The sequence below is a fragment of the Psychrobacter sp. TB20-MNA-CIBAN-0197 genome (assembly GCF_040309765.1).
In the GTDB taxonomy this organism is placed as follows: domain Bacteria; phylum Pseudomonadota; class Gammaproteobacteria; order Pseudomonadales; family Moraxellaceae; genus Psychrobacter; species Psychrobacter submarinus.
On sequence record NZ_JBEOPC010000017.1, the window covers coordinates 14,203 to 30,293 of the forward strand.

Below are 16,091 nucleotides of genomic sequence, written 5' to 3' on the forward strand. Positions count from 1 at the left end.
GCGCTGTTTAACTGATGTTAGTTAACTACTGTAGCGCGTCACCCCAGCAAGGGACGACCGTTTGCATGAGTGGTTTTAACAGTTTAACGTTACAGGCAAAGATGGAGCCTGAAGTCATAGAGTTATGAGCGCCAGTGTGATCGACTACTGTGCCGCGAGCTTCAGTGACAATCAGCTCGCCTGCAGCGATATCCCAAGGCTTGATAGACATCTCAAAATAGCCATCAAAACGACCGGCAGCTACGTAGCACAAATCTAGCGCCGCTGAGCCTAGACGGCGTACTTGCCCGCCCGCCTCAGAGATTTTTTGTAAGCTCTCAAAGTGCTGTTTGGCATAAGAGACGACTTCGCCGTTACGATGACGCTCTAAAGGATGGCCGGTAGTGAATAGACCGCCCTCTAAAGTTTTGCGATCGGTGACTTGCATGCGGCGGTTGTTCAAACGCGCGCCTTTGCCGCGGCTGGCTGAAAACATCTCATCACGTACTGGGTCGTAAACGACGCCATGCTCAGTGACGCCTTTGTACTGCACAGCGATAGACACGCAAAACTGCGGTACACCGTGGACAAAGTTCTTAGTGCCATCTAACGGATCGATGATCCAGCACCAGTCCGCATCTTCGCCGCGGCCGTCTTGTCTACCAAACTCTTCTCCTAAAAACGAGTGGTCAGGATAGCTGGCTTTGAGCGTGGCAATCGTTAACTCTTCGCTATAGCGGTCGATACGAGTCACTAAACCATCGAGCCCTTTTGACTCAGTGTCTAGCTCGACTTTGTGACGGTTTTGATGCGCGTATAGTATCTCTTTACCGACTTTTTCGGCAGCACGCGCTGCGATAACGACCATGGGTTCCATAAATAACCTATTTACTTGAGTGATAAAATAATATGTAAAAATTAAAGAAAAAAATACTGAAAAAAACTTAGAGATAAAAACTCTATGATAAAAGCTGCTGGAGCTGCTCGACGACTCCCATGACATCTAGACCACTATCAGCCCACTGCTCAGCTTGCGAGCCATGAGCGATAAACCGATCGGTAATCCCAATGTTGCGCAGTAAAGGCCGCTGCTGTCTAAAAGCGGCAGAGTCGTTAAGGAGATACTCATTAACCGCACTGCCGGCGCCGCCCATAAGCATATGTTCTTCTAAAGTTGCGATATGAGTCACTCCTTGCGCAAGTATTGACTCAATCAGCTCGCTATCTAAAGGTTTGACCCAGCGCATATTGACCACTTGTACTTGCAACGTATCATCGCTGCTACGGCTTTGATCAATGATACGGACTGCGGCCTCTTGCGCTGTCGCGACCATAGTACCAAAAGCCAAAATCGCAAGCTTAGTGGGCGCATTATCATCTCCGAGTACAGACTCTACCACCGCCTGCCCGACTTTGTATTGCTGCAGCGGGTACTCGATGACCGCACCAATGCCCTTTCCTCGTGGATAACGGACTGCAGCGGCACCTTTATACTCATAACAAGTGTTCAATAACTGATAACACTCGTTTTCGTCTTTTGGCGCGGCGATTATCATGTTGGGTACGCAGCGTAAAAACGCAAAATCAAAGACTCCAGCATGAGTCGCGCCATCTTCACCGACAAGTCCAGCTCTATCGATAGCAAAGGTAACATCGAGATCTTGTAGTGCCACGTCGTGTATCAGTTGATCATAGCCGCGCTGCAAAAAAGTTGAATAGATAGCGACGATCGGTTTGACGTCTTGCGTTGCCATACCCGCAGCCAAAGTGACGGCATGCTGCTCGGCAATAGCCACATCAAAAAAGCGCTCTGGGAACTGACGCGCAAAGTCAGTCATGCCTGAACCTTCCTCCATCGCCGGCGTGATAGCCAGCAGACGCTCATCGGTAGCGGCTTTATCGCACAAAAACTGCCCAAAAACTTGCGAATACTTTAAGGCAGAAGTAGCGGCACAATTAACAATAGGCGCTTGTTCAGCACTTTTTTCTTCGTTATGAGTTTGTTGGCTATTGGTGCTATTATTTTGCGTAGCATCAGTCTTAGCACTGGTTTCAACAGGCAGTTTGCTAATAGCGTGATAACCCACAGGATCCGCTTCCGCTGGCGCAAAGCCTTTGCCTTTAGTGGTATAGATATGCACCAGTACTGGACCTGACACTTGCTTGGCCAGTGATAACACACGCACCAGTTCAGGGATATTATGACCATCAAAAGGGCCAAAATAAGTAAAGCCTATCGCTTTAAATAAATTGTCTTCTATCACCGGCACGTCACGATGCTCTTTGTGGCGTTTACGGCGATCAAACCCCTGCATGTCAGGGCGCTGGCAGACGATAGGCTGGCCGGTATCAGAGATATCTACTTGATACCCCGACTCCCATAGCATGGCCAAATGCCGCGAAAACCCGCCAATCGAACAAGATATCGACATGTCATTGTCATTTAAAATCACCAACAAATCGGCATCTTGCTGCACCGCGTCGTTCATGGCTTCAAACGCCATACCGCCCGTCATCGCCCCATCACCAATCACACAAGCGACGGTCTGCTCAAGGCCTTGGTAACGCAGCGCCAAGCTCATACCTAAACCGGCCGAAATCGATGTAGAGGAATGTCCAACGCCAAAGGTGTCATATACGGACTCTACGCGCTCAGGAAACGCAGTTAGCCCATCTTTTGACCGAATACTATGTAGCTGCTCACGGCGGCCAGTCAGGACTTTATGAGCATAAGCTTGATGCCCCACATCCCAAACGATTTGATCGTGCGGCGCATCTAGCAAGTAATGCAGGACAATGGTCAGCTCGACCACGCCTAGGTTGGCACCAAAGTGTCCGCCACTTTGACCGGCCGAATACAACAAAAAAAGGCGCAGCTCATCGGCTAACGCAATCAGCTGAGCGCTACTAAAGGCATTTAAATCAGCAGGCGTATCGATACTATCGAGCAGCGGCGTCTGCGGGCGCACACGTGGGATCGCCGTATAAGTCTGCTGCAGACTGGGCAGCTGAACCGCAGACGTAGTGGCTGACGCAGATACGGACTGAGACTGTGGGGAATAAGGTGACTGCTGCATAAACCGTACGATACCTACCAATCTGCTGACAAGGCATCGCCTTACCATACTGTTATATTATATATGTTACAAGTGACTCTACGAGCGGTATAAAACATAATTAAGCGATGAAGGCGCTATCTCAGCGGCTATCGACATTGACCTAATAGACTCATTACCGTCTCGCCACGCGCTGATAGCATACCCCATTACTTTGCATTTATCGCAAGCAATGTTGACGATGCAGTAGCCTGAGCACAAAGACTTGTCACTGTATCTGTTAAAATAGTATGGCATAATAGCATTTTTTTTAATCTGTCGCTTCAATCATCGTGCATCGTCTGTGAACTTTGTGTGTTTTTCTGCTCAATCGGCATCTACCCTATATTCATTTGCAAATATTAAACAGACCCTAGTATTTTGGATAAAAGCAACAATATAGTCCTATAGACGCAACCACTTTTGAACTCTATATATTAAAATATTAGACTCTATAATATTAGACCCTATGTATTTTTATAGTCGGTGTTTATCTTATAGCAAATAATTATGGGTGCTGACATATCTCTACTTATCATTTGTGTACAGCATCATAAACAGATAAACGAACCTTAATTATAAACCCTCATTGATAATAAAGCCGTTCTTGAATGTGACGAATTTGATTATCCGATGATCGGCCTTTGCAGGACCTAAATGTCATACCAATTTATTACTAGCGCAGCCCTACCTACTCATCATGGCGATTTTGATATTCATGTCTTTGAGAATGAAGATGGTCAAGAGCATGTGATGCTGACCATAGGCTTGCCCATAGATAAGAAAAATAAGCAAGATAATACAGACGATCAGCCGATACCTCTGGTTCGTATTCATTCTGAGTGCTTAACCGGCGATGCTTTTGGCTCTTTGAAATGTGATTGTGGTCCGCAGCTTAATACCGCAATGCAGGCCATTCAAGACAATGGCTGCGGCGCTATCTTATATCTACGTCAAGAAGGCCGCGGTATCGGTTTGACCAATAAGATACGTGCTTACGCGCTACAAGATCAGGGCCATGATACTTTAGATGCCAATTTAATGTTAGGCTTGCCCGCAGATGCGCGCATTTATGATATGTGTCAGCCGATGCTTGCGCACGTCGGTGTGGATGAGGTTCATCTCATTACTAACAACCCCGATAAAGTTGCTTATCTAAGCGAAAACGGTGTCAAAGTCGCCAAGCGCATTCCGCTAGTCGTTGGTATCAATGACGCTAACGCTGACTATTTGGCAACCAAACGCGATCGCATGGGGCATCTATTCGATAAAGAGTTCAATACTGCCATTCATCTTAATAAATAAGCGCTGAGTTGGCACACACAGACCTTGAGCGTCTAAACACACTAGATACTATAGATATTCTTATGAGTCATTCAGATAACACTAGCAGTCATTCTCACCCTGAGCCTGTCACCCCTACTCACGATGATATTGCGCGAGTACGAGCGTTTTTAGTTGAGCTACAAGCGAATATCTGTCAAGCGTTAGAAGCGCAAGAGCGTAAGGGTGGCGGCACTGCTACTTTTGTTCCAGATGATTGGGAGCGTCCTGAAGGTGGCGGCGGCCGCTCTTGTATTTTGGCAGATGGTGAGGTTATCGAAAAAGCAGGCGTGATGTTCAGCCATATCCATGTGCATAATCTGCCAGCCTCAGCGACCGCGCGCCATCCTAATATTGCTGGTCGCCGTGCGCAAGCGATGGGCGTCTCCTTAGTGGTTCATCCCAAAAACCCTAATGTACCTACTAGCCACGCAAATGTGCGTCTGTTTGTCGCTGAGGCCGAAGGCGAAGATCCGATTTGGTGGTTCGGTGGCGGCTTTGATCTGACGCCGTTTTATCCGGTGCTTGCTGACTGCGTACACTGGCATCAGGTCTGTCACGATCTGTGCGCGCCTTTTGGCGATACTGTCTACCCTGACTTTAAGCAGTGGTGTGATGAGTACTTCCATCTGCGTCATCGTGATGAGCAGCGCGGTATTGGCGGGCTGTTCTATGACGATGTCAACTTTGAGAGTCGCGGCTGGGATTTTGAGAGATGCTTTGACTTTATGAAAGCCGTCGGCAACGGCTATCTCGATGGTATCTTGCCTATTTTTGAGCGGCGTCAAGACACGTCCTTTACCGATGAGCAGCGCCAATTTCAGCTCTATCGCCGCGGTCGCTACGTCGAGTATAACTTAGTCTATGATCGTGGTACGCTATTTGGCCTACAGAGCAACGGCCGTATTGAGTCTATCTTAGTGAGTATGCCGCCGCTTGCCAGTTGGCACTATCGTTTTGAGCCAAGCCCCGGCACGGCTGAGTTTGAGCTGACTGATTATTATTTGAAGCCGCGTGATTGGTTGAATTTATAGCTTTTGACGATACAATGAACGCTGCTTTTACCGACAAGTGTTTTATAAACTACTCATGGTACAGTTTATAGCGCGATGCTATTGACAGTGAATATGGTAATCAGCAATATAGTCCGCTATACGTGAAGACTCACTTTTAGGTCAGCTTTTATAGGTCAGCTTTTATAGCTGACCTTTATCGTTACAGAGCCTTTATAACGGATCAATTACACAAATACTCTACACAACTCATCGCTGCACCCTATATATTTAGGGCAATAAGTATAAAAAATAAGGGTGCTTTTATCATACTTTTAGTTTGCACTACTTTTTTTTAGTTGAGAATCACCCTTTAACAACAGCCACTATTTAGGCAAAGCATGAGATAATGCGCCTAACTTAATAGCCATTAAATAAGGAAGTTTGCATATGCTATCCCTTCACCGCAAAACCCCAATAAAATCTATCTTTGGCATCGCTTTGATGTCTGCTGCTCTAGGCCTAACTGCTTGTAGCGCACCTTTAGACCCTGATGTCAAAGCCCGTCAAGATATTATGAAAGATTATGGTGATGCGATGGGTATTATAGGCGATATGGTAAAAGCGCCAGATACCTTTGATGCAGAGCTTTTAAAAGACCAAACCTCATTTTTGGCAGAAGCGTCACAAAACCCTTGGGCACATTTTGAAAACCAAGAAGCTATTGGTAATGCGACCGAAGCCGTTTGGAGCGATAATGCAAGCTTTGTCGCTGAGTCAGAGAAATTTCAACAAGTGACCGCTGAATTGAATAACGCCGCTCAGAGCGCCACTAGCGTCGATGACTTTGCACCTGCCTTTAAAGAAGTAGGCGCTAGCTGTAAGTCATGTCATACCGACTTTAAAGTCAAAACTGACTAAGATTAAAGACTGACGATCCGTTACTGCTAAGAGCAGAAAATAAAACCGCTATATCAGCTGATATAGCGGTTTTTTATTGCCAAAAAATCTCACGCTAACGCAGCTCTTTGAAATAACGCTCTAAGCAAATTACTCTGTCTCCGCTTTTTTGGCATTATCATCATCATTAACATTGTCATCTTGCTCCTTATTTATCTGCTTAACAATAGATTTCACTGAAGGATCGCTCAAATCTATCGTACGTATAGGGAATGGAATATTGATACCGGCTGCATCCAGCGCTTTTTTGACTTCTACGATGACTTGATGAATAGAAGCGACTTTATTAGCCTGAGTGCCGTTATCAATAAACCAACGTACTGTCAGATCCATAGAAGAGCCGCCAAACCCTGTAGCAATCACGCTTGGTGTCGCTTTTTTCGATACGCTTTCAACTTTATCCAAAGCTTGTAGAATCTCAGCCTTTGCTGTTTCGATATCGTCTTCATAACCAATGCCCACCGCCACTTGTAAGCGGCGCTGCTTATAAGCGGTATTGACCGTCAATGCCGAGGTATATAGCTCCGAGTTTGGAATAACCACTTGCCTACCATCATAGGTTCTAATCGTCGTTGCACGAATCTTAATGTCTTCAACGGTGCCTTCGTAGTCCCCTGAGACGATTTGATCACCGATACGAAACGGCTCTGAGATAAGTAACAAAATACCAGATAATAAGTTTTGGAAGATGTCTTTGAAGGCAAAACCAATCGCCACCGAACCAATACCCAGCGCGCCGATTAATTTGGCTGGTGTAAATCCTGGAATAGCGACAACCATGGCGATCATAAAGCCAATAAACAGAATAAGTGCCCCGCCTATCCGCTGAAATACCTTCACCAAATTTTGATGACGCACGCGCGCGCCTAAGGTTTTATGCACGACTTTTTTGAAAATAATCGACAATAGCCAAAAAATCCCCAACACAATGAGCGCCGCTACAAAATATGGAATGCGCTCAATAAAGCCACTTGCCAAGTCTTGCGTGGTATAGACCACTTGTTGATAGACGGTCACACCATCGGTTAGCGTGTTCGATAGGCGACTCACGTCGGGGGTGGGCATAAAGGGTTGCTCCTATTGCTGTTTTAGCGCGCGTTTAAGGGGATAAATAAATAAACATCTCACTGCTGTTTTGCCAGTTATGACATCAAATCAGCTTGTACGATTTCAATCCAGTAGCCATCAACATCTTTGATAAAGGCAATGTTCTTCATGCTGCCATCTTCGGGGCGTTTTTTGAACTCAACATCGTTCTTATCAAACCAAGCGATGGCTTCATCCAAGTTCGGTACACTAAAACAAATGTGTCCAAAGCCTTGAGGGTCTTGGTTGCCATCATGATAGCTAAAGTCAGCTTTTGTCTCAGTGCCATAATTATGGGTCAGCTCTAAGATACCGCGCTGACGGAAAGCAAAGATTTCTAAATCATCACCAGCAGGCAGGTTCTCACGCTCGCTCTCAGTTAGCTTTGCCAAGAAATACAGATCAAATTCCATATCAGGGAATTTTTTGACCGCAAGCAGTGTCATACCCAACACGCCAGTATAAAACGCCAATGACTTGGCAGGATCTTTGACGCGTAGCATAGTGTGATTGAAAGTAAATCCTGTCGTTTGCGTAGAGATTGACTGGACGCCATCTGTACTGATACTGCTCGCAGGCTGTGCGATGGTTGCGTTATTATTACTAGATGGAGTAGACATAATTATCCCAATATAATTTAGAAAATGCAGTTATAAATAAGCGAATCACGATGATCGCAATTCGCTTGGCTCTTTCATCATAATAAAAAATGGCAAAATAATTGATAGGGTTTTGTAAGAATATGAACAAAGTATGTTCATGTTTAGATATATATTAGCTGTCTAAGAACCTCACCTTACCTGTCTCTAGGTCATACTCAGCACCGACAACAAGTAGCTGACCACTGTTAGTCAAGTCCTCTAGTGCACGCGATCCATGTCTGAGCTGACTCACTGACATGCGCACGTTGGCACGGATAGAGCGATCAACCAGCTCATCGGCATCGACGTCTTGACCATTGGCGGTCGCCAGCTCATGCAAGTTATAGACACTTGGGCGAATGCGATCAACGATCGATTGCAAATTAGGTGAATAGTTCTGCTCAGGATTGATCAGTGTCTCGACGCAAGCTGTGACAGCACCGCATTTTGAGTGTCCAAGGACCACCACCAACTGCGTACCGAAAGCTTCGGCGGCAAACTCAATTGAGCCAATCTGTGATGGCGCCACTACATTGCCGGCCACACGTATGACAAACAAATCCCCCAAGCCTTGATCAAAGACAATCTCAACAGGTACTCGTGCATCCGAGCAGCCCAAAATAATGGCTAATGGATTTTGATCTTTGACCAACTCTGGACGACGCTGCATATATTCATCGGTACTGGTGAGACTGTCAACGTAGCGGGCGTTACCTTGCTTCAACATCTCTAATGCTTCAGCGCCTGTTGCTAGGCGGTTCTCGGCTGTCATAAGATATCCTTAAATAACTTTTGGGTAGATATGGGTAGATAATTGGCTACGAGCACAGGCTTCAAAACCCGCTCACTTAGATCATAAAGTAGTCACTGGTAAAGACTTTATTCAACCAGTAATCGTAATAATTGTATAGCAATAAAAAAGCGATTAATAATGAAAATTTGCTTTTTATGGTTACGAGCGGTTTGCTCTTTTATTACAATGACTAACCAGCAAGCTCTTGCAATCGATACTGAACTTGCACTTATTTGCGCAGCGGGTTTGTTATAATAACCCGCACTTGACTCTCGCTATATATGCGATTGATTTGGATAATCAGGACTTTCGTTCATGACTGACTCGCCCGCGCCCACTGCTCAAACCAATAATGCTCAGACTGATAGCACTCAGACTAATAGCACAGATGCTACTGGTAAGACGCTACTGCAACTGACAGGTATCAAAAAGTCTTACGATCAGACCGAAGTTCTCAAGGACATCACGCTCGACATCAAGCATGGCGAGTTTTTGACGCTGCTTGGGCCGTCTGGTTGTGGTAAAACTACCTTGCTGCGTCTGATTGCAGGGTTTGAGCAACCAAGCGTTGGTAAGATTCAACTCGATGGTATGCAAATGGCAGGTTTGCCCGCTGATAAACGTCCGGTCAATACTGTATTTCAGCAGTACGCTTTATTTCCACATATGACAGTTGCGCAAAACGTCGCTTATGGCCTAAAGATTAAAAAAGTGCCTAAGGCGGAGATACAAACCCGCGTGCGTGAGATGTTAGCTATGGTGCAGATGGAGCATCTAGCCAATCGCCGTCCGCAAGATCTGTCTGGTGGCCAGCAGCAGCGCGTCGCTATTGCCCGCGCCGTTATCAATCGCCCTAAACTATTATTACTTGATGAACCACTCTCAGCCCTCGATCATAAGCTACGCTTGCAGATGCAATCAGAGCTCAAACGCCTGCAGCGCGAGCTTGGCATCACCTTTGTGTTTGTGACTCACGATCAAGAAGAGGCGCTGTCTATGTCGGATCGTATTGCGGTGATGAAAGACGGTAGATTCCAACAAATTGGCACCCCTATCCAAATCTATGAAACTCCGGCCAATTTATTCACCGCCAAATTCATCGGCGAGGCCAATCTCTTTGAAGCAAAAGTACACGGCGTCTATCCTGATCAGCCTGATCGCAATGGCCAGATCACCAATGGCCGTATCGAAGTTGAGGTTTGTGAAGCGCAGGATCATACAACTGATGCCCCTCATCTACGAAATCTGCGCCGTCCTGATTTTGCCAATGCCGTGCAAGTCGGTGACAAGGTCAACCTCCTACTACGACCTGAGGATCTGCGGATTTATGATCCTAAAGATGAGACTCACTCTGGATTATTGGGGCGCGTGATTGAAAGTAACTATAAAGGCAGCACGCTTGATTCGATCATTGAGCTTGAAAACGGTCATATCATTAAAGCCTCAGAGTTCTTCGATGAAGAAGATCCAAGCTTTGATTACAAAATGCATGAGGCGGTAAAAGTCTCTTGGGTCGATGGTTGGGAGTGGCTATTACCAAATGACACCTTTACTAGCGATGGTACGGCTGATGACGCGGCTTTCAATCATGCAGCCGCTGAAGCGGTGACCGCCGATACTATGAGAGGCCCTAACGCTATGCAAAAGGATATGGACTAATGGCGGGTAGTAGCTTGACTAGTAAAGGCGCTTTTCGCACGGTTACCTTATGGCTGATATGGGGCTGGCTGCTGATATTTGCGCTACTGCCCAATATCTTAGTCATTGCGGTCAGTTTTTTGACACGCGATACGAGCGATTTTATCAGCTTACCTGTCACTATTGACAGCTATCTACGCTTGCTTGACCCGCTGTATTTTGAGGTGTTTGCCCATTCGTTATGGATGGCGGGTATTACTACTGTGCTGTGCTTATTACTCGGTTATCCGTTTGCTTGGCTGGTCTCTCGTGTTCATCTGCGCTGGCAGCCGTTACTCATGCTGCTGCTGATATTACCGTTTTGGACCAACTCCTTAGTGCGGGTCTATGCGCTCAAGCTGCTACTAGCGACGAATGGCCTTATTAATAAGGCACTACTTGCCATCGGTATCATCGAGACGCCTATCAATATGCTCTACACCCAAGGCGCAGTGATCGTTGGCCTAACTTATCTCCTCTTCCCCTTTATGGTGCTGCCGTTGTACGCGGTATTTACGGACTTGCGTGATGACATGCTCTTGGCGTCACAAGATTTGGGTGCAAGCAGGCGGCAGACTTTTTGGCACATAGTATTGCCACTTACAACGCCCGGTATCATCTCCGGAGTCTTACTCGTGCTGCTACCGGCGATGGGTATGTTCTATGTCGCTGATATCTTGGGCGGATCGCGCAACCTACTCGTTGGTAACATCATCAAAAATCAATTTTTAGATGCCCGCGACTGGCCATTTGGTGCGGCGGCTAGTGTGCTATTGACGCTTGCGATGGCGGTATTACTCTTAGCTTATCGCGCTAGTAGTAAACGCATTGGCAAAACTGACTTCAATGAGGTGGCCTGATGTCTGCTAATTCTGCTAACTCAATGAGTAAAAACCAACCCTCGACAAAAACCAATAAACCGCTAAAACTAGGAAATTTGTTTGCCAAGGGCTATCTAAGCTTAATCTATCTACTGCTGTATTTACCCATTATTGTCCTAGTAGTCATGTCTTTTAATGAGTCTAAGACGGGCTACAACTGGGGCGGCTTTAGCCTAAAGTGGTACGAGTCGCTGTTTAATAATCAAGCGATGCTCGATGCTTTTTGGCACTCTATCGTCTTAGGACTCATCGCAGCGACTGTCTCTACTTTGATCGGTACTTTGACCGCTATGGCGCTACATCGCTATGATTTTCGCGGTAAAGGGCTATTAAATGGCCTATTGTTTGTACTAATGATGTCGCCTGAGATTGTCCTAGCTATCTCACTACTGGCACTGTTTTTATTGATAGGCTTACAGCTAGGCTTTGTGTCTTTACTAATAGCGCATATTACTTTTTGCCTGCCGTTCGTGGTCATTACTGTCTTTGCGCGTTTGAGCAGCTTAGATGAGCGGCTAATGGAGGCGGCGCGTGACTTGGGTGCATCTGAGTCGACGATGATCCGTACGGTACTGATTCCGGTGATTATGCCTGCGGTAATGGCGGGTTGGTTATTGGCTTTTACCTTATCACTCGATGATATGGTGGTCTCGACCTTTGTGACTGGCCCTAGCTATGAAATCCTGCCGCTGCGAATATATTCTATGGTGCGTGTCGGTCTTAAGCCTGAGGTTAATGCCGTCGGCACGCTGTTGTTAGCTGCTTCATTAGTATTAGTGATTATGTCGCAGCTCTTATTGCGTAAGCGTTAAGTTAGTAGGGTCTGTTGTAGGCTGGCGCCTTTAGACTAGCTTTAAAACCTTACAAAAGCTTCTTGGAAATTCTATTTAAAGAATTTCCCTTGCAAAGCTAAAATTGCAGTGCAATTTTTTAACGCTTCTCAGGACTAAAACCTGAGGTCAACGCTGTCGGAACGCTATTGTTAGCCGCGTCCTTGGTATTAGTGATTATCTCACAGCTATTATTACGTCGTCGCTAGAGCAGTTATTAGCTATGAGTGAACTTCAGCACTTTATCGATTATAATGAATGCACTTCATCCTCACTACCGAGCTATTTATGCTAGAGCTTCGTCATCTCAATACCTTAACCGCGCTTAGAGCCCATGGCTCGCTGGCTGCGGCCGCCGATGAGCTGCATGTCACCGCCTCTGCCGTCTCGCATCAGCTAAAAGAGCTGGAAAACTATTATGATATCAGCCTCGTTAATCGCCGCACGCGCCCGCTCACTTTCACGCCAGCAGGTAAAGTCGTGCTAGCCTTAGCGGATAATATCATGCCGCAAGTCACGCGTACCAAAAACGATCTAAAGCGCTTAGCGCATGGGCAAGCCGGTCGCCTGCGTCTGGCCTCTGAGTGCCATAGCTGTTTTGATTGGTTGATGCCGATACTCAATCACTATCGCCGCGAGTGGTCGGATGTCGAGCTTGATTTTGCCACTGGCTTTGAGCCTGAGCCGCATCATTTACTGATGGAAGGTGATATTGATTTATTGATTACTACCAGTAACTTACCGCTTGAGGGTATCAGCTATCAGCCGTTATTTGAGTATGAGAGCCGATTGGTGCTCTCACCCACTCATGATTTGGCTGAGCGAGACTTTGTAACGTCTACAGACCTGATCGATGAGACTTTGATCGCCTATCCAGTCGAAGCCAAACGCCTCGATATTATTGCTAATTTTATGACGCCAAGCGATGTGAGCTTTGCCGATATTCGCACCACGGAGCTGACCGCAATGCTCATCCAGCTGGTCGCCAGCGAGCGCGGCGTGGCAGCATTGCCTGATTGGGTAGTAAGCGAGTATGAAAAAAAAGGTTGGGTGGTCTCTCGGCCATTGGGGGACGGCGTGTATTGTCAGCTTTATGCAGCAACGCGCACGGCGAACCAAGATATGGCGTATATGCAGGGGTTTGCGAGTTTACTTGATGGGATTGTTAAGCCGGTTTAGAGCTTTATTTGTCATAACGCCCGTTATGAGAACAATATTTAGTTTTTGAAGATAGTTGCGAGTTGCAGACTAGTCCATACTCTAACTAAATATTACGTCTTTCATAGTATGATTTTTACTAAAGGCTTAGAACACGTATACATTTAAAGAAATACACAGCTGATAATTTGTTGGATTTTTTGAGCAGACAGGGGGATAAGGATTTGATGATAGACTTAGTAAAAGGACTTGAACGTAGAGTTGATACTAAAATAAATTATGAATCATTTCAAAAAAAGGGATAAAAATGAGTAACAATTTAGTTCCTTATCCAATCAAACTGACTTATACCCTCAAACAGCACTTCATAAATATAATTGGCTCGATATTTATATTTATTCTGGGTTGCTTTGTTGCTCCGATCGCTAAGCAAGAAGGAGATTGGATTATAGTTAGTATTGGATGGTTGCTCATAGGAGGTGGTAGCTTTGGTCTTTTACTTTTATCTTATATTTGGTTAGGTAAAAAGCCAATAGTAACGATTGAACAAGCTGGAATTTCTTTTTTTCATGTGTTTAAGTCAAATCAGCAACACTTAATATTATGGCGAGATATCGAAAGGTTAGATTTACACCCTTTAACTCGCGGTCATACTAATCACTGGATATTGACTATCTATCTAAAAGCAGGTAGCTCTATAGGAAAACCATTAAAACCTATGCTATACAATGGATCAATTTTAGACGAGAAGGAAGTTTTTAATCTAATCGAACTAATATTCGATCGACATACAGTATGAAATTTGAATTTTTTATAGAGTGAGGTGGTAAGACAAAAATCCGGTACACCCAAAAATATATGTTTAGCTCAAGCTAAGAATACGGTTCCCTAGTGAGGACTTGAATATTCGGTTGTACGCTATTGTTATCATCACTCCTAGTTATTTATAGTAGCTCCGTGTACACAGTAGTGTCCTTTTTAACATGAAATGGCGGTATATCCATTTCATGTTAAGTCACTGTAGACCATTAAGTATAAGACGGCCTTTAAACCACCAGGCTCCTGATCAACGTTCGATGACTTAAATTAATCTGTATACCATTGTCGTTCGCCTACTTAGCACTAGCACCGATGACTTTATGACTTGAGCCAGCGTGCCATTTGTCTTATTGGGTTTGTGTTAAGCACGGCAAATTGTACGTGTTCTAGCGAAAATCAAAAAACTCATAATGAATATTTTTGGCAGGAATACCATTTTCTTTCATTAACTCTTGTACTTTTCCTAAAAGCCCTTTTGGACCGCAAAAACTAATCTGAATCTGCTTTGGATTAACTTCACTGGCGACTTGCCGAATGGTTTCAGCCATGGCATTACTGCCACTTGGGTTGGCTACGAAATCTACTCCAGACTGTTCTGTCATCTCCTGCATACGCTCAACACTTGGAAAAACACGCGCAGGATCGAAGCAATATATCAGAGTGGCACGTTCAAAATGACCGATAGTTTTATCCTCTTGCCAAGAAATAAAGGGAGAGATTCCTACTCCGGCACCAATCCAGATTTCACGCTCTGCATTTGATATACGTTTAAAATTACCATGAGGCGCATAAATATCAGCCAACATACCCACTTTGGCTTGTTCATTTAGCTTTTTTGTATAATCACCCAATGCTCGAATCACAAAATGGATGTGTCCAGTATCAGAAGGTGCGTTAGCTATGGTAAAAGGATGCGGCTCGTGCAAACCTGGTTCTTTAAGAGAGATAAAGGCAAATTGACCAGCCTTAAATTGAAACCCTTTACGGACTGGCTCAAACTCCAAGTGTACCGCCGCTTTGCCCTGGGATATAGCGACTAACTTATACTCTCCGGCTTTGGCAATGAATGGGTACAATATCATCTTGTACAATGCTGCAATCACGCCTACAGAACAAAGTAGTGCTAACCAAATACCTGCTGGACTAGTCAGTGTGATGGGAGACTCAAAGCTCAGCCAATGTAGTATAACGATTAAAAAAAGTGGGCCTGAGAACTTATGCAACCAACGCCAGTTGCCATACGGGATTTTGCGATTCAGCGCCAGTAGTATAATCAGACCTAACGCGACAAGGCTGAGTTGACGCATCAAACGCGTCCAATATTTGGACAACTCCAAAATGGGCGCAAGATCCCAAGCGTCTAGCTTGGCTTTGAAGACAAAATGATAGACAGCGAAAATAAGTGCCCATATAGCAATCCACTTATGCGCTTCATAAACCCTGTCCAGACCGCCAAAGAGCCTTTCAATACCGTGCCAACGGCTAGCGAGTATGCATGAGCTTGCCATGCACGCTAAAGCCGAAGCACCCATTATCAAACTGACTGTTGCTGATGTGATCCACGTTTCAGAGGAAATTTGCATGAGTACAGTGATTGAAGTGATCAGTACGACACTACCGATCACTTGCCATGACTTTAAAGCCATAAGAATCTCCCGAAAAATTATTTTATTGCCGTTAAGAAAGCTTGATTTAACAAGTAGGTATTTATTGAGAAGTATGGCTAATAATACAGCCTGATTCTTAAATAATTCTTAAGTGGTGTATATGGCACGACGTAGGCTACCGGTTCGCTGCACAATGATTTACCTGTTTTAACGTCCTAAGCTCACCTTAAGATTTGTTTGTTGTAATAGC

General features: G+C 45.2%; 14 protein-coding genes. 8 read left to right on the top strand and 6 right to left on the bottom strand.

Going from position 1 to position 16,091, the window contains the following annotated elements:
• Positions 1-25 precede the first annotated feature (25 nt).
• The gene (locus AAEY83_RS06930) at positions 26-856 is read right to left on the bottom strand and encodes an inositol monophosphatase family protein (RefSeq protein ID WP_025645079.1); all 831 of its coding nucleotides are present in this window, start codon (positions 854-856) and stop codon (positions 26-28) included.
• Between the two features lie 82 nt (positions 857-938).
• A complete protein-coding gene (dxs, locus tag AAEY83_RS06935) occupies positions 939-3,056 on the bottom strand; it encodes a 1-deoxy-D-xylulose-5-phosphate synthase (RefSeq protein ID WP_025645077.1) in 2,118 nt (705 codons plus the stop codon).
• A 675-nt stretch (positions 3,057-3,731) separates the two neighbouring features.
• On the opposite strand from dxs, the gene ribA reads away from it, so the two are divergent.
• The 3 genes from ribA to AAEY83_RS06950 all read left to right on the top strand — a co-directional run bounded on the left by ribA (position 3,732) and on the right by AAEY83_RS06950 (position 6,310).
• Positions 3,732-4,379, top strand: coding sequence for a GTP cyclohydrolase II (gene ribA, locus AAEY83_RS06940; protein WP_025645075.1), 648 nt, complete (start codon positions 3,732-3,734; stop codon positions 4,377-4,379).
• Positions 4,380-4,441: 62 nt separating this feature from the next.
• On the top strand, positions 4,442-5,431 hold the full coding sequence (hemF, locus tag AAEY83_RS06945; protein ID WP_025645073.1) for an oxygen-dependent coproporphyrinogen oxidase: 990 nt from the start codon (positions 4,442-4,444) through the stop codon (positions 5,429-5,431).
• Between the two features lie 408 nt (positions 5,432-5,839).
• On the top strand, positions 5,840-6,310 hold the full coding sequence (locus tag AAEY83_RS06950) for a c-type cytochrome (RefSeq protein WP_025645071.1): 471 nt from the start codon (positions 5,840-5,842) through the stop codon (positions 6,308-6,310).
• A 129-nt stretch (positions 6,311-6,439) separates the two neighbouring features.
• Here the strand turns inward: AAEY83_RS06950 and AAEY83_RS06955 are convergent, their stop codons facing one another.
• From AAEY83_RS06955 to AAEY83_RS06965, 3 genes are all read right to left on the bottom strand, one after another.
• The gene (locus AAEY83_RS06955) at positions 6,440-7,414 is read right to left on the bottom strand and encodes a mechanosensitive ion channel family protein (protein ID WP_025645069.1); all 975 of its coding nucleotides are present in this window, start codon (positions 7,412-7,414) and stop codon (positions 6,440-6,442) included.
• A gap of 77 nt (positions 7,415-7,491) precedes the next feature.
• Positions 7,492-8,055 (bottom strand): lactoylglutathione lyase, encoded by a 564-nt coding sequence (gene gloA, locus AAEY83_RS06960; protein ID WP_025645067.1) that lies wholly within the window; start codon positions 8,053-8,055, stop codon positions 7,492-7,494.
• A 154-nt stretch (positions 8,056-8,209) separates the two neighbouring features.
• The gene (locus AAEY83_RS06965) at positions 8,210-8,848 is read right to left on the bottom strand and encodes a carbonic anhydrase (protein ID WP_025645065.1); all 639 of its coding nucleotides are present in this window, start codon (positions 8,846-8,848) and stop codon (positions 8,210-8,212) included.
• Positions 8,849-9,184: 336 nt separating this feature from the next.
• On the opposite strand from AAEY83_RS06965, the gene potA reads away from it, so the two are divergent.
• The 5 genes from potA (at position 9,185) to AAEY83_RS06990 (ending at position 14,214) form a co-directional block, all read left to right on the top strand.
• Positions 9,185-10,528 carry a spermidine/putrescine ABC transporter ATP-binding protein PotA gene (gene potA / locus AAEY83_RS06970; protein ID WP_025645063.1) on the top strand — a complete coding sequence of 448 codons (1,344 nt, stop codon included), beginning with the start codon at positions 9,185-9,187 and terminating at the stop codon, positions 10,526-10,528.
• On the top strand, positions 10,528-11,406 hold the full coding sequence (gene potB, locus AAEY83_RS06975; protein WP_025645061.1) for a spermidine/putrescine ABC transporter permease PotB: 879 nt from the start codon (positions 10,528-10,530) through the stop codon (positions 11,404-11,406). The genes potA and potB overlap by 1 nt, the downstream gene beginning before the upstream one ends.
• A complete protein-coding gene (gene potC, locus AAEY83_RS06980; RefSeq protein WP_025645059.1) occupies positions 11,406-12,239 on the top strand; it encodes a spermidine/putrescine ABC transporter permease PotC in 834 nt (277 codons plus the stop codon). Before potB ends, potC begins: the two co-directional genes overlap by 1 nt.
• A 306-nt stretch (positions 12,240-12,545) precedes the next feature.
• A complete protein-coding gene (locus AAEY83_RS06985) occupies positions 12,546-13,436 on the top strand; it encodes a LysR family transcriptional regulator (protein ID WP_025645057.1) in 891 nt (296 codons plus the stop codon).
• Positions 13,437-13,722: 286 nt separating this feature from the next.
• The gene (locus AAEY83_RS06990; protein WP_025645055.1) at positions 13,723-14,214 is read left to right on the top strand and encodes a hypothetical protein; all 492 of its coding nucleotides are present in this window, start codon (positions 13,723-13,725) and stop codon (positions 14,212-14,214) included.
• A gap of 406 nt (positions 14,215-14,620) precedes the next feature.
• On the opposite strand, the gene AAEY83_RS06995 is transcribed toward AAEY83_RS06990, so the two are convergent.
• Positions 14,621-15,880, bottom strand: a complete 1,260-nt coding sequence (locus AAEY83_RS06995) for a ferredoxin reductase family protein (protein WP_020444588.1) — start codon at positions 15,878-15,880, stop codon at positions 14,621-14,623.
• Positions 15,881-16,091: the final 211 nt, after the last annotated feature.